Genomic DNA, 15,602 nt, shown 5'->3' on the forward strand with positions numbered 1-15,602 from the left:
ATTTGTTTTTCCCCATTATTTATACCTCTGATAAAAGTAATTCATAAACCGCTCATCCGGATCATACGTCCGTTTTTTCTGAAAAAACGCTTCGCTTTTCGGATACGCCTGTTTCATTTGCTCTTTTGTCTGATATGTCATATACGGCAGATAATAGCTTCCTCCGTGTTTGAGCGCGACGTCTGTCATACGCCTGATGATTCTGGCAGCGTCAGCCTGGTCTTCTTTTGAAAAGCCCTCGTTGATTAAAAGCACGAGCGAAAACATATCATCCTTCGCATAAGACAGGTCGGCCTTTTCGTTTTTTTGCACATACCGGATCGTGATATTAAGCAGATTCAGGTCTTCGTGTGACAGCGTTTGTCTCAGGTCGTCAATATAGGAAGCGTACTCCTTCACCGGCACAAAGTATTCCTGCAGCACGTCTGTATTTTCATTGTTTTCGTATTCGAGAAATTTTGATTCTGACCGCATGACGTTATTGCGTGAAATCTTTGTTCCATTTTGGCTCAGAAAATAGGATTGCTGGGTATTCCACAGCCAGTTTCTGCCCCACCCGTACCTTCTTGACAGGCCGAGCGCGAATTTCGTCACTTGTGTATGCTCATCCTTTTTGAGATCGCTGTAAGATGTCAGCTGATTCTGCTCTTCTGATAATACGTAATTTGTGACATACATGTCTTTCAGAAATCCTTTTTCTGCTGTTGAGATGCGAGCGAGGTGCATGCGGACACCCGGATTGCCTTTGACATGCTTTGTAAAATAGTCAGCATATGTACTGTAGTTCATTTTTTCCGTCTGCATGACGTACAGCTCGTCATCCGTTAATTCAAGCTCAGCATCGAGAATCACACCAAAAAGACCGTACCCGCCGATGACCGCTGAAAATAAGTCATCTTTTGGAGTGACAGTGATAATTGTGCCGTCGGCTTTTAAAAGACGGAATGATTTGACTGTATCAATCAGCGATCCATAGCGGATATCACGCCCGTGGGCATTGGCGCTGAGAGATCCTCCGATTGTGAAAATATTTTGTGACTGCATGACTTTTACCGCAAGCCCGTATGGATTTACGTATTTCTGTATGTCATTCCACGTCGCCCCGCTTTGGACCCTGATGGTTTTTTTCTCTTTATCGAAAGCGAGAATTTTGTTGTAGCCTGTCATGTCAAGAACGATGCCGTCCTCGTAATATGTATGGCCGCCCATCGAATGCTGGGTTCCGGCTATTGAGATTTTTATGTTTTTTCGATTGGCCTCTTTGACTGTGTCAATGAGGTTATTTTCTTCCTGCCCTTTCACTGTCTGCTTAATTTTCACCGGCATCAAGCGGCTGACATCGGTCATCTCGCCGGAACCGCTTTTTTGCTCTGAATGAACAGAGTACGCAAACAGGGCCGCATACGCACCGGTGCACAGCGCGAATGCAAGCAATTTCTTTTTCATGGCGCTCTCCCTGCTGTTTTTTTATGGCCATTATACCATGTTTGCGTCCTCTTTTTTCCAGATTATCGTCTTGCCCGTTTTTCAGCGCGGCGGTCAGCCACGATAAAACAAGCGTGAATGGCGCCCGGCAGCCAAAAGATGCATGTCAGTATGAGATTGAGCAGGGCCTGAAACGGCTTTCCCGTAAACAAAACAGCAAGCGGCGGACATAGAACGGCTAGCAGGTACATCATTTTGCTTCACTCCTTTTCAGCTGTAAAAAGGACAGCCTCACAGTAAGGCTGTCCTCTTTTGTTTTATTGTATGCCAAGCGCGATTTTTGCATATCTTGACATTTTGTCCCGAGTCCACGGCGGATTCCACACAATGTGAACTTCCGTCTCTTTCACTTCCGGAATGTCCGCAAGCGCTTTTTTCACTTCATCAACAATAATCGGCGCTAAAGGGCATCCCATTGACGTCAGTGTCATTGTGACGTGCGTTAAGCCGTCTTCATCCATATCAACATCGTATACTAACCCGAGGTTTACGATATCAACGCCAAGCTCAGGGTCGACAACCTGTTCCAGGGCGCCCATAATGTTTTCTTTTAATGCTTCTTCCACATTCCCTCACTCCTTTTTTCTACAGTATAACGTAAATCCGGCCTGTGTTTACACCTTTGTGCTTTATAAATGCGTTTCAAACCATTCAACGGTTTTTAACACAGCGGCCCGCGGCACTTTGTGATCGGCTCGTTCATCCGCAATAAACTGGAGATGTTCCGGCTGCTCGCTGTAATAAGATTTAATCGTATCATAAAATTTCCGGGTCGGCGCGTAAGGCACGACTTGATCTTTAACGCCATGCCAAAATAAAAGCGGGCGCTGGCGAAGTTTCTCCGGCTGAAGGCTGAGATCCAGCACTTTAAGGCGCTCCATGAGTTCCCGCACCCTTTCCTCCGGCACATCAATATCGATGCCCTGAGATTTGATGTGGTCGATCTGCTGCTGAAACAGCTCGACATAATTCGGGCTTCCCATCAGGCTGACGCCGGCTTGTACCCAATCATAAACCGTTAAAGCGCCAAGCGTTGTAATGCCGCCCATTGATGTACCCGCAAGCCCGATACGGCCGCCGTCTATCAGGCCTTCCTTCTCAAAATGGCTCTTGAGTACTTCAAGCTCTTCAATCTCGTTTAGCACGATGTCCCAAAAATGGCCGGCCAGCTTTTCAACAGCCATTTGCTCTCCCCGTTCACCATGGTGCAGCGCCTCCGGCAGAACGGCTCTAAAGCCCTTCTCCGCAAGCAGATAAGCAATATGAAGGTTGTGTTCCTTTGCGCTTGTAAAGCCATGTATAAAGAAAACAAGAGGAACGGCACGGTGCCTGTTCTCTTCTTTTACAATATGTAAAAACGGAATGCCGGAAACGGTTTGATTTTCAATTTGAATCACAATGTCCCCTCCTTAGGATAACCATAATCATAAGTGTAACATGTAGACAATAAAGATGGTAAAAAGCTACACTGTAATTAAGGCAACTTACGCAAAATCTAAGGTTAAAGGAGCTTTTCATGGAGACAAAACCCTATGTAATCGCATTAGATTTAGATGGAACATTATTAAAGGACGATAAAACAATATCAGAAAACACCCTTCAAACGATACAGCGTCTAAAAAATGACGGACATTACGTCTGCATCTCCACCGGCCGGCCGTACCGTTCAAGTTCCATATACTACGAGCAGATGAAGCTGACAACGCCGATCGTCAATTTCAACGGAGCGTTTGTCCACCATCCGCAAGATGACAGCTGGGGACGGTATCATACCTCACTGCCGCTTCAAGTTGTCAAACAGCTTGTGGATATCAGCGAGACCTACAACGTACATAATATACTTGCTGAAGTCATCGATGATGTGTACTTCCATTATCATGATGAGCATCTGATTGATGCCTTTAACATGAACACAACAAATGTCACCGTCGGCGATTTGCGTAAAAATCTCGGCGAGGATGTCACCTCTGTGCTCATCCATGCGAAAGAGGAAGATGTGCCAGAGATACGCGCTTATCTAACAGATGTGCACGCCGAGGTGATCGATCACAGAAGATGGGCAGCCCCGTGGCATGTGATTGAGATTATTAAAAGCGGCATGAACAAAGCGATTGGCTTGCGGAAAATCAGCGATTACTACGGCGTGCCGCGAGAACGGATCATCGCTTTTGGCGATGAAGATAACGACTTGGAAATGCTTGAATTTGCAGGATGCGGCGTCGCCATGGGAAATGGAATTGACGCAGTCAAGCAGATCGCTGACAAAACGACGGGTTCCAATGAAGAAGACGGGGTCGCCCAATTTTTGAAAGAATATTTCTCAATATAAAGAGCGGAGTGTTTTAATTTTTCCCACTTATAAACCTTTACCCGCCCCAGCATACTATGGGAGACGACTCATCTCGTCAAAGTATGGAAGGGGGCAGTCTCACAATGGGTAAACGAAGCAAATCCAAAAGGTTTATTCAGCAGGGTAAAGACTCCATCGGGCTACACGCCGCAAGATTTCCATATCGGTCTACATTAGAAGAAGCTCACCAGCATGCCGCGGCACGAGATTCGGCCGAAAGACAGGTTGAATACTAAATGAGAAACGAACTCTTTCAGCAGGCGAAATCATTTGTTCAACAGGCTGTCATGGTGACAAACGGCTTTGAGGAAGGCGATCAGGAGCAAGCGATTCTGAGAGCCAAAAATGCTGTGTCTTCTGCGTATGCCAATTCGACAGATGCGGAACGTCAACAGCTTCATCAATTTCAAGATCAACTGGATAAATTGCAATAAAAAAGGGCTATGGCGATTCGCCATAGCCTATTATTTGACCTCAAACTGCTGAACAGCCTGGACCTGCTTAAGATTCTCCGCTCTGCCCTTAAACGTCACCTTCACCTCGTATGTCCCCGGCTCCGGTACTTCCTTCCATTCATCAGAGAAATCATAGGTTTCTCCCGATTCAAGCGTCAGGTTTTGAAAAGCCTGCGTAAACATTTTGTCTTTCGAATAACGGTATCTTTCTTTGTGCTCAGAATCATACACGACAAGTTCAAATTTTTGTCCAGTGCTGAATTGAAACTCGACAGCACGTTCGCTTTGGTTCTTCAGTGACATGTTAAACTTGATTTGTTCAGGCTCCTGAATTGCGTCAACAGATAAAACAACCTCTTGATTCTCCATTCCGCCTGATACCTCCTTATCGGGTTCTGTCTGCTCATTTTTCCCGCAGCCTATTAATAGCACCACAGGCAAAAGCATCACAAGCAGCCGTTTCACGACTTCCACCTGCTTTCGTCAGTCTTTTCTAAAGAAACCAAAAATCCCGGTCGTTTGGACAATGTTTGTAAATGCTTTCGGGTCCACTTCTTTTACGATTTTTTCTAAATCGTACAATTCATACCTCGTGATGACGATAATCATCATTTCTTTCTGCTCGTTTGTAAAAGCTCCTTTGGCTGGGACAGTCGTTATGCCCCGCACCATTTTTCCGTAAATGGCTTCTTTGATTTCGTCCGCTTTTTTCGTCACGATCATTGCCGTAAGCTTCATGTGGCGGGTGTGAATCGCGTCGATCACCCTCGTTGTCACATACAAAGTAACAAGGGTATATAAAGCTTTCTCCCAACCTTGCAATAATCCTGCCGTCAGAATGATAATCCCGTTCAGAATAAAGAAATACGTGCCGACGGGTTTATCCTTCCATTTGGCCAGCACCATAGCGACGATATCAAGGCCGCCTGTTGAAGCGCCGTACTTTAATGTTAAACCGATTCCGACAGCGGAAATCACACCGCCGAATACCGCGTTCAGCAGGATGTCTTGAGACAGTCTCATTTCCGGCAGGATTCCCATAAACAATGTGGTCAGCGCGACACTCAAAATGCTGTACACCGTAAACGATCTGCCGACCTTCAGCCATCCTAAAATACCGACCGGAATATTTAAGAGGAACAAGAGCGTTCCCGTCGATATGTAGAAAGGGGCATATTGGTCAACGACGCTTGATAAAAGCTGGGCGACACCTGTGAATCCGCTGGCATATACATCTGCCGGAATCAGAAATAAGTTCAGCCCGGCCGCATTAAGTAAAGCCCCGATGATGACGATGAGTAATTTTTTTGTTTGATCTAGTACCATGGCATGTTCCTCCGCTCATTCTTCTTTATTATGTTTTCCCTTAAAACAAATATTTGAACACGATTTTGACAAATTAATATGATATAGTTGGCTTAAATCATATGATGACGAGCGATAAACGGAAAGAAGGGAAGCAAAATGACAGTTCATCTCATCGCTGACAGCGCCGCTGATCTGCCTCGTTCTTATTTTGAGGAAAACGGCATTGGCTTTATCCCGCTTAGGGTTTCTCTCGGCGACAAAGAATATGAAGATGCAGTCACGATTCATGCGGAACAAATATTTGAAGCGATGCAAAATGGGGAAGCGCCAAAGACGTCCCAAGCCTCACCGCAAACCATTAAAAATGTATTTTTGCAATATGCCGAAACAGGAGAGCCCGCACTTTACATCGCTTTTTCCTCAGGACTCTCCGGCACCTATCAGACAGCCGTCATGATCGCCAATGAAGTGAAGGAAGAATTCCCCGATTTTGATTTGCGGGTGATTGATTCCAAATGCGCTTCATTAGGCTGCGGTCTGGCCGTCCGGCATGCACGCGAACTCTGTATCAACGGAAATACAATACAAGAAATTGAAACGTCTGTAAAGAGCTTTTGCGCACAGCTTGAGCACATTTTTACAGTCGATGATTTAACGTACCTCGCCCGGGGCGGCCGAATTTCAAAAACGTCCGCATTTGTCGGCGGTCTGCTCAATATTAAACCGCTTCTTCATATGGAGGACGGCAAGCTTGTGCCTCTAGAAAAAATCCGCGGACAGAAAAAGCTGTTCAAACGGATTATTGAATTAATGAAAGAGCGCGGAGACAATTGGAGCGATCAAACCGTCGGAATCAGCTATGCCGCTAACGAAGGAACAGCCAATGAAATGAAACACTTGATCGAAGACGCGTTTAAGCCGAAAGATATCATCATGCACGCCATCGGCTCTGCTGTCGGATCCCATTCCGGGCCGGGCACACTGGCGATATTTTTTCTGGGTAGATCATAAAAAAACAGCCAGGCTAAAAAAGCCCTGGCTGTTTTCATTTTTATTGAATTCCGACTGCGTCATATGCCTTTTCGACAGAAGCTGATTGCTTCGAGTCTTCACCGTATAAATCATTGGCGGCTTCGATAGCCGCTTGCTTCATCATGCTGAAGTCTGAAGAAGGCGTTACATAATATGTCAAAGCCCGGTAATAAATTTGCTCACAAGCTTCACGCCCGATCCCCTCAACCCGCACATCATGGTGCACGCCGCCTTCTGCGAGAAGATATGCCGCTTTATTGTGGATCGACGAATTGATATGCACCCCGCCGTAATCCTCTGTGCCCGTATACCGGTTTGAATAATGATCCGGATTCCCCTGCTTGGAAGGGTCCTCTAAGGAACGTAAAGCATCCCCGCGTACATCCGGCGTATATACATCCTCGCCGATTTCCCAGTCATCCCGGTCTGTCATCGCCGCCATAATGTCAGAAATGGATTCGTTTAGCGCGCCTGGTTCTCCCTGATATAAAAGGCCGGCGGAATACTGGGTGACCGCGTGTGTCATTTCATGCGCCACAATGTCGAGCGATCCGGACAGCGGCTTAAACTTAGCGCCGTCACCATCCCCGTACACCATCTGCACACCGTTCCACGCCGCATTGTTCCAATGTGTTCCCACATGTACGGTAGACGTAATTCTCGCTCCGTTTTGATCAAAAGAATGGCGGCCAAACGTGCGGCTGTAATAGTCGTAAACGGTTTGTGCGTTTGCATGGGCATCTACAGCCGCAGGGTCATGAAATACGGACGTGCCGCTGGCCACTTCACTGCCTGTATACCCGATCAATTGGGACAAAAGGGTAAACAAGGTTTCGTTCAGGTTCTTTGCGTCAAAAGTATTTATCCCTTTTCCCCTTGTTTCGTCAGCCAAATAATAACGCCCATTCTGTTCAGTTACTTCAAAGCTTTTTTCTTCGCCTGATACGCCGATCCCTGTACCGGCTGCTTCATGAATGTCATTAAAAGAATAGATGACCTTTCCGCTTTTGGCATTGATGAAATAATGCCAATATCCAGGCTCAGGTTCAGACGTCGAAAGTCTTACAAGGTAGGCAAGATCATATGCGCCTTCGTACGGATAAATATATAATTCGGCTTTCGGTTCTCCGTCAACATACTCGATTTTTCCAATGGAGGCCTCAAGCGCACGGCGCGCTGTATGTATGGCTTTTTTCTTAGATACAGACGGTGTGACAGATATGTCATTTATTTGCGGGTGCACCTTCCCAAAGAAACTTTTCACTTGTTTGTTTTCCTTCATCGCGACCGCCTGTCCAAAGCCGTAAACTGGAATCCCTTTATACACTTCCTCTAATTTAAAAAATGTTTGATTTGTCTTTGAATCCTTTATTGTTTTTGAAATGCGAAAATGGCTGTTCGCGTTTCCTTTGAGCTTAAAATGGGTTTGTTGCTTGTCCAGATATGAAAATAGCGCTTCTTTCTGCGTTAGGTTTTGAGCTGGCTGCCATGATGGCTGTGATTTTTCGATGATGTATGAAGGGGTTTGATACGTATGGTCGTATTTGATGCTTTGATCTGCTGAGGCATTTGATGCAAAAACACATTGAGCCGCCGTGCATAAGCCGGCCATGAACAGAGATGTTTTGAACAGTGTACGCAAAACACCACATCCTTCCTGTTTTGGAATCTATTTTTTCGTTCATCCTAACAAAAAAACCGAAACTTGTATGTGGTGCTTCGTTCCTATTTTCAGGAAAAAGAAAGAAGGACAGAGGTTTCGCTCCGTCCTTCAGCTCCTATTCTACCAGTTTTTTATTCACGTAAATAATAACCCCTGCGCCATATGCCAAAATAAGCGGCGGAATCAGCTGCTCCTGGCCTTGAAATGAGATAAAGCTGTTCAGCAGAATGAACAAACCGGAATTCAAGAAAAAGTAGCCTGCTATTCTGGCCAGCCGATCCTTATCCCGGATACGTGCCTCATTAAATCCCGCCAGCATCCACGTCTGTTTTTTGATCCCGACAAAATAGGCTACCACAAAGAATAAAAGCGAAATGACAATTAATAGATAATTGATGCTGATCTCCATATTACAGCCTCCTACACCATTACTTGACGTTTAAATAAAGAAAAAAAGCGGCACAGCTAACCACAATCAGCAGAAGGACGACGAATGCATTGATGAGCGGCTGCACAAGAAGCAGAACAGCCAAAAACAGCAGATAGCCCGCACCGACCCTAGAAATCGTGACAATCTCTTGTTGAGAGCGCATTTTGTTTTTTCTTACACCCGCAAACATCATTAACTTCTTCCGCTTCCACACATAGCCTGCGAGCACCGCCAAATAAAGAGCCAATGGCACATATCTGTACGAGGGCGGCAGCAGCGGCAGGAGTATGATTACAGCAATGAGAAAAACTGAAAGCCCGCTTTTTCCTAACACAGAACCCCTCCGTTTCTGTTCCTCCCCTTCACCCATCATCGCTTCGGCAAGCTCTTTCGGATGAGAAAACTCATTTTCGACAGCTTCCCGCAGATCCTCTACACTATGGCCGGCATTCATTCTGTCTTGTACAAAAGCGGTTAAATGGCCCTTCAATTCGGCTATCGTGTTTTCTCTCTCTACTTCAGGCATATTCGCCAGCTCAGCGTTTAGTTCCTCCATATAGCGGTCAATGATGTGCTGTGCATTCATAGCAAATCCCCCGATAAAGACAGTAAAGCTTGATGGGTTTCCAGGTATTTCTCCAGCCGTTCTTTTAACATCGCTTCTCCTTTTTGCGTCATTTTGTAGTACTTCCTTTTCGGGCCGTCCAAAGAATCTTGCCAAAAAAATTCGACCCAGTCCTTCTCCGTCATCCGTTTTAAAATCGGATAAATCGCACCCTCTGAAATAGCCAGTGCAGGGGTTGTTTTTAAGGACGATGTCAGCTCATAACCATACATCGGTTTTGAGCGCAGCAGGGATAAAATAGCCAGCTCGAAAATCCCTTTGCGAAATTGAACAATCCAGCGGTCGTTAATTTGATTCGTTTTCATGGTTTAAATATATCGAAAAAATCACTATATATCAATGACATATAGCTATGAAAAATGTCCTGTTTTCCCCTTTAACAAAAATGGAATTTCTCATACTTTTTAACCTTTTTATTACAAAAATGTTTTTATATTATGAAGAGTAAGAAAAATGAATCTCTTCAGTTTAAAAAGGAGCAGTCGAATGCAGAAATCGATATCATTTTTTATCATTTTTTCAGTTCTCTGGGGGTCTTTATTTCTGTTTTCCATCATTGGCAGCTTAGGGACAACCCCGATTCCGCTGACAAAGGACTCCAAATTTCTCATGTCCAGCGTCATTCCTCAGGGCTGGGGCTTTTTCAGCAAAAATCCCCGTGATACCGCCATCGGCTTATATGAAGATGGAGATGCCAGCGCCAAGGTCAGATGGCCTAATATGAGGGCTGATAACCTATTCGGTCTGTATCGTTATGGGCGATCGCAGGGCGTAGAAATGGGCGTGATCTACAGCCAAGTCGGCAAGGAACAGTGGACAGCATGTAAAGAAACGGACCTGAGTGCCTGCAAAAGCAAAGCCAAAACCGTTCAACTGCAAACACCGGCGCCCCGCCCGCTGCTTTGCGGCAGCTATTATTTGACGAAAGAGGACATCGTTCCTTGGAGCTATTCTAAATACACCGCTTCGTCTTATCAGGTAAAAAGCATAGTCAAGGTTGTGATCTCATGCTCGAAAACATAAAACAGACCATCACCGGATGGGACAAAAAAAACCCGTGGACAAATGTATACGGACTCACGCGAAGCATTATTGCTTTATCCAGCCTGCTGACGCTGCTTGTCAATCATCCAAGCCTCATTATGAAGCCTGCCAGCGGAATCAGCAGTTACCCTGCTTGTAAAATGAATCTCAGTCTCTTTTGCCTCGGCGAAAATAACTATATGATGTTAAATCTGTTCAGGTGGGTCTGTATTGCCATTCTGGTGCTCGTTGTGATCGGGTGGCGCCCCAGAATCACCGGGATTCTCCATTGGTATGTCAGTTACAGCCTGCAGTCGTCGTTAATTGTCATCGACGGAGGCGAGCAGGCAGCCGCGGTTATCACATTTTTGCTGATTCCTATCACGCTGACTGACCCGAGAAAATGGCATTGGAGCGGAAGGCCTGATGACCCAGAGGGCCAAAGAACAATTGGAAAAATCACAGCTTTTATTTCTTTTTTTGTCATCAGACTCCAAGTAGCGGTACTTTACTTTCACTCTACTGTCGCTAAGCTGTCTCAGCAGGAATGGGTGGACGGAACGGCCGTCTATTATTTCGCCCAGGAAAAAACCATCGGCTTCAACGGCTTTTTTCAGGCTTTAACGAAGCCGTTTGTATCAAGTCCGTTTGTGGTGATTCCGACATGGGGGACGCTTCTCGTTCAGATTGTCATCTTTGCGGCACTGTTCGCGCCGAAGAAGCATTGGAGATTGATTTTAATTATCGCTGTTTTTATGCATGAGATATTCGCGGTTATGCTGGGTTTAATCAGCTTTTCACTCATCATGGCCGGCATTTTGATATTGTATCTCACTCCAATTGATTCCACGTTTCAATTTACATATATACGCAGACTGAAGTGGAATAAAAAAGAAAAGAAGGGAGAGGTTTCAGTTTGAAGAAGGCGTTTCTTGTATTTTTGTCGGTTGTATTGGTGACAACAGTGTTTTTGGTCAAGCAGCAGGAAAGTGTAGCACAGGCGAAACAGCTTGAGTATTCAGGTGAAGAGATTTTTAAAGGGTTTGTGTTTGCTCAGGGTGAAGTGGGCAAAAAGCTTCCAGAGGTATTTAATAAAGCGATGACAGACAAGCTCAACACAAAACAGGCAAAGGCTTTTGCCAATCAGGTTGTTGCTGATATCAAAAAAGAGGATGCTGACTTTTTTGACACTCTGAAGAAAGCTGTTTACAGCAAAGATGCAATGAAAGTGGATGAACTGCTGAAAAAAGCAGGTCAAATCGTTGAAGAAAAAGTAGAAGCTGCAAAGGACATCGCCGCTTCCAAGGATGATACGTCCAGAGTTCAAGCCGAGCTCGTCAACACGGTCGATACCGCTAACTATTTCTATTATGTTTCTTACGTTGCTGCTGCCGGTGCGCTGATTCTTGTCATTCTTGCCATTGATATTACGCCGATCGCGATTTCAGACAATGTGGATCGCGAAATGGCAATCAGAACGCTGGTTGATGAATTAAATTAGCATTAAAAAAGGCTCGCTCCGCAGTTCTGCTGCAGGCGAGCCTTTTTCACGCACTATTTTTTCTCGTATGTCCAGCCGTCTTCCTGATACACTTTTCCGTTTTTCATTAAGTGGCCAAGCGCCCGTTTAAAGGCAGCCTTGCTCATGTTAAAACGTTCTTTGATATCATCAGGCTGGCTTTTGTCGCTGTACGGCATGGCGCCGTTTCTCGTTCTTAAATACGTAAGAATATACTCGGCATCAACAGACAGCGCATCCTGCTTTCTCGGAAGAAGCGACATATTCACTGAGCCGTCTTCCTTCACTTGAATCACACGTCCTGTCACTCTTGAGCCGAGTCTAGGCTCTTCTTTTCTTTCTGATGAATGAATAAAACCGCGGATTCCGTCATCCGTAATGATGAACGATCCTGAAGCGATCAGCCTGTACACCGTTCCGGTCAGCTCTTTATTCATCAGATCGTCTGAAGCGTCCGTAAACAGCTCGCTGATGATGTCCTCCGGTGCAGGTTTGGCAAACATGCGCCCCCGATTTGTCACCTTCAGCATACAGTAGAGCTTATCCCCTTTTTGCGGCCAGACATCTTCATACGGCGGCAAATGCTCTGTTGCGACAAGCGCGTCTTTCGAAAGGCCGACATCGACGAATACGCCCATATCCTCTACCGTGTCCACTACCTCGACCCAGCCGTACTCATCAGCGCTGATGATTGGAATTTTCATCGTTGCTGCAAGCCGTTCCTGCTGGTCAACGTATATAAAGACCTCTACCTCATCTCTGTCTTCTATATCCTCTGTCACTTCACTATTATGTAAGAGAATCGTATCTTCTCCATCGGTTAAAAAGTAACCGAAGTCCGTTTCGTGATCTATACTCAAGGTTAATTGCTGCCCTGGTCTCATGCTATCGTCCTTCCTCTTCCCGCTTATTTCACTGCGGATCTTGTTAACATTTTTTCCAATCATCACAAATTGATTCTTTGTTCTGTTGGAAGTTTCTCTTTATTCTACTATAATCAACACATAAGTTAAATGTTATGGAGGTTTTCATATGGCAAAAGAAAGTTCATTTGATATTGTATCCAAGGTGGAACTCCCTGAAGTGCAAAACGCGATTCAAATCGCACTGAAGGAAATCAGCACACGCTATGACTTCAAAGGGAGCAAAAGCGACATTTCATTAGATAAAGAAGAGCTTGTTCTAGTTTCCGATGACGAATTCAAATTAAGCCAGCTCAAGGATGTGCTTGTCAGTAAATTGATTAAGCGCGGCGTACCGACAAAAAACATTGATTACGCCAAAATTGAGAACGCGTCCGGCGGCACCGTACGCCAGCGCGCAAAGCTTGTTCAAGGGATTGACAAAGACAACGCCAAAAAAATCAATACCCTCATCAAGAACTCCGGACTGAAAGTAAAGTCTCAAGTGCAGGATGATCAAGTGCGTGTCACCGGAAAAAACAAGGATGATCTTCAGCAGGTTATCGCAGCAGTTCGAGATGCTGATCTGCCAATTGACGTTCAATTTATAAATTTCAGATAAATTTTCTGATTCCTATTGATTATTGTCTTTATTTTCGGTAAATTTGGAGAAAGGGAAAATGCCAGGCATCTTTTGGCAGCTCCTGAACATGGAAAATTTCATATCCGTTCTTATCAAGAGAAGCAGAGGGACTGGCCCGACGAAGCTTCAGCAACCGGTGTAATGGCGCATTGCCATGACCAAGGTGCTAAATCCAGCAAGCTCGAACAGCTTGGAAGATAAGAAGAGACAATATCACTAACAAAGTCTTCTTCTTAAGAGGACTTTTTTTATTTCTCTTTTTTCCTTGCTGAATGTGAATAAAGGAGGCAGACAATGGGACTTTTAGAAGATTTGAAAAAACAGGTGTTAATCGGTGACGGCGCAATGGGCACGCTGCTTTACTCCTTCGGAATAGACAGGTGCTTTGAGGAGCTTAATCTTTCAAAACCTGAGGAAATTCAGCGTATACATAAAGCCTATGTCGAAGCGGGAGCAAACATCATTCAAACCAACACGTACGGAGCGAACTATATTAAATTATCGAGACACGGCCTTGAAGATGATATCAAAAAAATGAATCAGGAGGCTGTAAAAATCGCGCGGGCTTCCGCCGGCGATGCGTATGTGCTCGGGACGATGGGCGGCATCCGCACGTTTAACAAAAATGCGTACAGCCTTGACGAAATCAAACGAAGTTTTCGCGAACAGCTGTATTTACTGCTGCATGAAGAGCCGGACGGTTTGCTGTTAGAAACGTATTATGATTTGGAAGAAGCCCGTGAAGTGCTGAAAATCGCACGGAAAGAAACCGATCTTCCGATTATGCTGAATGTATCCATGCATGAGCAGGGCGTACTTCAGGATGGAACGCCGCTTTCCGATGCGCTGCGCTCGGTTGCGGATCTCGGTGCCGATATCGTCGGCATTAACTGCCGGCTCGGCCCTTACCACATGATTGAAGCGCTCAGTGAAGTGCCGATTTTTGATGACGTGTTTTTATCTGTCTACCCGAACAGCAGCCTCCCCTCTCTCGAAGAAGGCCGGCTCGTATATGAAACTGACGACACGTATTTTCAAAACAGCGCGGCTGAGTTCCGCAAGCAAGGCGCGCGGATTATCGGCGGCTGCTGCGGCACCACGCCAAACCACATCCGGGCTATGGCAGAGGCTGTGGGCGGACTCGCCCCCGTTACGGAAAAGCATGTAAAGGTTCGAGCAAAGGAATTGGTGACTGTTCAGCACGAACGGACAGAGCCGGGATTAAATGAAATCGCTGCGGAAAAGCGCTCAATTATTGTTGAGCTGGACCCGCCGAAGAAATTGAGCTTTGACAAATTTCTGTCCGCCGCTGCTGAATTAAAAGAAGCGGGAATCGATGCCCTGACGCTCGCCGATAACTCACTGGCAACCCCGCGGATCAGCAATGTTGCCTGCGGCGCTCTTGTCAAGCAGCAGCTCGATATGCGGTCTCTTGTCCATATTACATGCCGGGACCGAAACATTATCGGTCTGCAGTCACATTTAATGGGACTCGACACTTTAGGGCTGCATGATGTGCTGGCGATTACCGGCGATCCTTCTAAAATCGGTGATTTCCCGGGTGCAACGTCTGTCTATGACTTAACGTCCTTTGATTTAATCAGGCTGATTAAACAGTTCAATGAAGGGCTGTCTCTGTCCGGAAAGCCGCTCGGAAAGAAAACCAATTTCTCAGTGGCCGCTGCTTTTAATCCAAACGTCCGCCATCTCGATAAAGCCGTAAAACGGCTGGAGAAAAAAATAGACTGCGGCGCCGATTATTTTATCTCACAGCCCGTCTATTCGGAGCAGCAGCTTGTCGATATTCATAATGAAACAAAGCATTTGAAGACTCCGATTTATATCGGCGTTATGCCGCTGACAAGCAGCCGGAACGCTGAGTTTATCCATAACGAAATTCCCGGCATCAAGCTGTCCGATTCCATTCGCGAAAAAATGGCGCGCGCCGGCGAAGATAAAGAGAAACAAAAGGCGGAAGGCCTTGCGATTGCACGCTCCCTGCTGGATACCGCCTGCGAGCTGTTTAACGGCATCTATTTAATCACGCCTTTTCTCAGATCCGACTTAACCTCGGAACTTACTTCTTACATTAAGCAAAAAGATGAACAGCGTCAGAATATTTATTTGCATTAACATCCCTTGCTAAGACTGTCCGAACCAATTGGGC

General features: G+C 45.7%; 19 protein-coding genes, 1 pseudogene and 1 riboswitch. Of the genes and pseudogenes, 9 read left to right on the plus strand and 11 right to left on the minus strand.

Annotated elements, in window-relative coordinates; all coding sequences use genetic code 11:
• Positions 1 to 15: 15 nt before the first annotated feature.
• From M1D69_RS15100 to M1D69_RS15115, 4 genes are all read right to left on the minus strand, one after another.
• Positions 16 to 1,446 (minus strand): FAD-binding oxidoreductase, encoded by a 1,431-nt coding sequence (locus M1D69_RS15100; protein ID WP_458105636.1) that lies wholly within the window; start codon positions 1,444 to 1,446, stop codon positions 16 to 18.
• A 62-nt stretch (positions 1,447 to 1,508) separates the two neighbouring features.
• The gene (locus M1D69_RS15105; protein WP_003224527.1) at positions 1,509 to 1,679 is read right to left on the minus strand and encodes a YqaE/Pmp3 family membrane protein; all 171 of its coding nucleotides are present in this window, start codon (positions 1,677 to 1,679) and stop codon (positions 1,509 to 1,511) included.
• Between the two features lie 63 nt (positions 1,680 to 1,742).
• Positions 1,743 to 2,051 (minus strand): metal-sulfur cluster assembly factor, encoded by a 309-nt coding sequence (locus tag M1D69_RS15110; RefSeq protein ID WP_003224525.1) that lies wholly within the window; start codon positions 2,049 to 2,051, stop codon positions 1,743 to 1,745.
• 63 nt (positions 2,052 to 2,114) lie between these two features.
• Positions 2,115 to 2,882, minus strand: a complete 768-nt coding sequence (locus M1D69_RS15115; RefSeq protein ID WP_458105635.1) for a prolyl oligopeptidase family serine peptidase — start codon at positions 2,880 to 2,882, stop codon at positions 2,115 to 2,117.
• Between the two features lie 119 nt (positions 2,883 to 3,001).
• Between M1D69_RS15115 and M1D69_RS15120 the strand changes: the two genes are divergently transcribed.
• From M1D69_RS15120 to M1D69_RS15130, 3 genes are all read left to right on the plus strand, one after another.
• On the plus strand, positions 3,002 to 3,814 hold the full coding sequence (locus M1D69_RS15120) for a Cof-type HAD-IIB family hydrolase (RefSeq protein WP_458105634.1): 813 nt from the start codon (positions 3,002 to 3,004) through the stop codon (positions 3,812 to 3,814).
• A gap of 104 nt (positions 3,815 to 3,918) precedes the next feature.
• Complete coding sequence (locus M1D69_RS15125) at positions 3,919 to 4,071, plus strand: hypothetical protein (protein WP_044156421.1); 153 nt, start codon at positions 3,919 to 3,921, stop codon at positions 4,069 to 4,071.
• Positions 4,072 to 4,269, plus strand: coding sequence for a DUF3813 domain-containing protein (locus M1D69_RS15130; protein ID WP_003224518.1), 198 nt, complete (start codon positions 4,072 to 4,074; stop codon positions 4,267 to 4,269). It abuts the gene before it with no gap.
• Positions 4,270 to 4,299: 30 nt separating this feature from the next.
• Here the strand turns inward: M1D69_RS15130 and M1D69_RS15135 are convergent, their stop codons facing one another.
• On the minus strand, positions 4,300 to 4,755 hold the full coding sequence (locus M1D69_RS15135; RefSeq protein WP_458105633.1) for a BsuPI-related putative proteinase inhibitor: 456 nt from the start codon (positions 4,753 to 4,755) through the stop codon (positions 4,300 to 4,302).
• 18 nt (positions 4,756 to 4,773) lie between these two features.
• Positions 4,774 to 5,616, minus strand: a complete 843-nt coding sequence (locus tag M1D69_RS15140; protein WP_458105632.1) for a YitT family protein — start codon at positions 5,614 to 5,616, stop codon at positions 4,774 to 4,776.
• Between the two features lie 138 nt (positions 5,617 to 5,754).
• On the opposite strand from M1D69_RS15140, the gene M1D69_RS15145 reads away from it, so the two are divergent.
• Positions 5,755 to 6,609, plus strand: coding sequence for a DegV family protein (locus M1D69_RS15145; RefSeq protein WP_458105631.1), 855 nt, complete (start codon positions 5,755 to 5,757; stop codon positions 6,607 to 6,609).
• Positions 6,610 to 6,649: 40 nt separating this feature from the next.
• Here M1D69_RS15145 and M1D69_RS15150 read toward each other — a convergent pair whose 3' ends face one another.
• From M1D69_RS15150 to M1D69_RS15165, 4 genes are all read right to left on the minus strand, one after another.
• Positions 6,650 to 8,272 (minus strand): M4 family metallopeptidase, encoded by a 1,623-nt coding sequence (locus tag M1D69_RS15150; protein WP_458105630.1) that lies wholly within the window; start codon positions 8,270 to 8,272, stop codon positions 6,650 to 6,652.
• 136 nt (positions 8,273 to 8,408) lie between these two features.
• Positions 8,409 to 8,702: a DUF3784 domain-containing protein gene (locus M1D69_RS15155; RefSeq protein ID WP_024120885.1), complete on the minus strand. Its 294-nt coding sequence runs from the start codon at positions 8,700 to 8,702 to the stop codon at positions 8,409 to 8,411.
• Positions 8,703 to 8,721: 19 nt separating this feature from the next.
• The gene (locus M1D69_RS15160) at positions 8,722 to 9,309 is read right to left on the minus strand and encodes an HAAS signaling domain-containing protein (RefSeq protein WP_458105629.1); all 588 of its coding nucleotides are present in this window, start codon (positions 9,307 to 9,309) and stop codon (positions 8,722 to 8,724) included.
• Positions 9,306 to 9,653 (minus strand): PadR family transcriptional regulator, encoded by a 348-nt coding sequence (locus M1D69_RS15165; RefSeq protein WP_458105628.1) that lies wholly within the window; start codon positions 9,651 to 9,653, stop codon positions 9,306 to 9,308. The genes M1D69_RS15160 and M1D69_RS15165 overlap by 4 nt, the downstream gene beginning before the upstream one ends.
• 181 nt (positions 9,654 to 9,834) lie before the next feature.
• Here M1D69_RS15165 and M1D69_RS15170 point away from each other — a divergent pair, with 181 nt between their 5' ends.
• The 3 genes from M1D69_RS15170 to M1D69_RS15180 are packed head-to-tail and all read left to right on the plus strand — an operon-like array spanning position 9,835 to position 11,872.
• Complete coding sequence (locus M1D69_RS15170; RefSeq protein ID WP_458105627.1) at positions 9,835 to 10,371, plus strand: SdpA family antimicrobial peptide system protein; 537 nt, start codon at positions 9,835 to 9,837, stop codon at positions 10,369 to 10,371.
• On the plus strand, positions 10,356 to 11,291 hold the full coding sequence (locus tag M1D69_RS15175) for a sporulation-delaying protein SdpB family protein (RefSeq protein WP_458105626.1): 936 nt from the start codon (positions 10,356 to 10,358) through the stop codon (positions 11,289 to 11,291). Before M1D69_RS15170 ends, M1D69_RS15175 begins: the two co-directional genes overlap by 16 nt.
• On the plus strand, positions 11,288 to 11,872 hold the full coding sequence (locus M1D69_RS15180; protein WP_458105625.1) for a sporulation delaying protein family toxin: 585 nt from the start codon (positions 11,288 to 11,290) through the stop codon (positions 11,870 to 11,872). Before M1D69_RS15175 ends, M1D69_RS15180 begins: the two co-directional genes overlap by 4 nt.
• A gap of 53 nt (positions 11,873 to 11,925) precedes the next feature.
• On the opposite strand, the pseudogene M1D69_RS15185 reads toward M1D69_RS15180, so the two are convergent.
• Positions 11,926 to 12,824, minus strand: a pseudogene (locus tag M1D69_RS15185) (CvfB family protein).
• A gap of 98 nt (positions 12,825 to 12,922) precedes the next feature.
• On the opposite strand from M1D69_RS15185, the gene M1D69_RS15190 reads away from it, so the two are divergent.
• Both M1D69_RS15190 and M1D69_RS15195 read left to right on the plus strand, forming a co-directional pair.
• Positions 12,923 to 13,414, plus strand: coding sequence for a YajQ family cyclic di-GMP-binding protein (locus M1D69_RS15190; RefSeq protein WP_458105624.1), 492 nt, complete (start codon positions 12,923 to 12,925; stop codon positions 13,412 to 13,414).
• A 107-nt stretch (positions 13,415 to 13,521) separates the two neighbouring features.
• Positions 13,522 to 13,639, plus strand: a riboswitch (SAM riboswitch).
• A 90-nt stretch (positions 13,640 to 13,729) separates the two neighbouring features.
• On the plus strand, positions 13,730 to 15,568 hold the full coding sequence (locus M1D69_RS15195) for a bifunctional homocysteine S-methyltransferase/methylenetetrahydrofolate reductase (protein WP_458105623.1): 1,839 nt from the start codon (positions 13,730 to 13,732) through the stop codon (positions 15,566 to 15,568).
• Positions 15,569 to 15,602 lie beyond the last annotated feature (34 nt).

The sequence above is a fragment of the Bacillus sp. PK3-037 genome, assembly GCF_054161355.1.

Bases quoted from the DNA above. Each gene is read 5' to 3' on its own strand.
- M1D69_RS15100 (WP_458105636.1), bottom strand. From the start codon at position 1,446: ATGAAAAAGAAATTGCTTGCATTCGCGCTGTGCACCGGTGCGTATGCG.
- M1D69_RS15105 (WP_003224527.1), bottom strand. From the start codon at position 1,679: ATGATGTACCTGCTAGCCGTTCTATGTCCGCCGCTTGCTGTTTTGTTT.
- M1D69_RS15120 (WP_458105634.1), top strand. From the start codon at position 3,002: ATGGAGACAAAACCCTATGTAATCGCATTAGATTTAGATGGAACATTA.
- M1D69_RS15125 (WP_044156421.1), top strand. From the start codon at position 3,919: ATGGGTAAACGAAGCAAATCCAAAAGGTTTATTCAGCAGGGTAAAGAC.
- M1D69_RS15130 (WP_003224518.1), top strand. From the start codon at position 4,072: ATGAGAAACGAACTCTTTCAGCAGGCGAAATCATTTGTTCAACAGGCT.
- M1D69_RS15140 (WP_458105632.1), bottom strand. From the start codon at position 5,616: ATGGTACTAGATCAAACAAAAAAATTACTCATCGTCATCATCGGGGCT.
- M1D69_RS15145 (WP_458105631.1), top strand. From the start codon at position 5,755: ATGACAGTTCATCTCATCGCTGACAGCGCCGCTGATCTGCCTCGTTCT.
- M1D69_RS15155 (WP_024120885.1), bottom strand. From the start codon at position 8,702: ATGGAGATCAGCATCAATTATCTATTAATTGTCATTTCGCTTTTATTC.
- M1D69_RS15160 (WP_458105629.1), bottom strand. From the start codon at position 9,309: ATGAATGCACAGCACATCATTGACCGCTATATGGAGGAACTAAACGCT.
- M1D69_RS15165 (WP_458105628.1), bottom strand. From the start codon at position 9,653: ATGAAAACGAATCAAATTAACGACCGCTGGATTGTTCAATTTCGCAAA.
- M1D69_RS15170 (WP_458105627.1), top strand. From the start codon at position 9,835: ATGCAGAAATCGATATCATTTTTTATCATTTTTTCAGTTCTCTGGGGG.
- M1D69_RS15175 (WP_458105626.1), top strand. From the start codon at position 10,356: ATGCTCGAAAACATAAAACAGACCATCACCGGATGGGACAAAAAAAAC.
- M1D69_RS15190 (WP_458105624.1), top strand. From the start codon at position 12,923: ATGGCAAAAGAAAGTTCATTTGATATTGTATCCAAGGTGGAACTCCCT.
- M1D69_RS15195 (WP_458105623.1), top strand. From the start codon at position 13,730: ATGGGACTTTTAGAAGATTTGAAAAAACAGGTGTTAATCGGTGACGGC.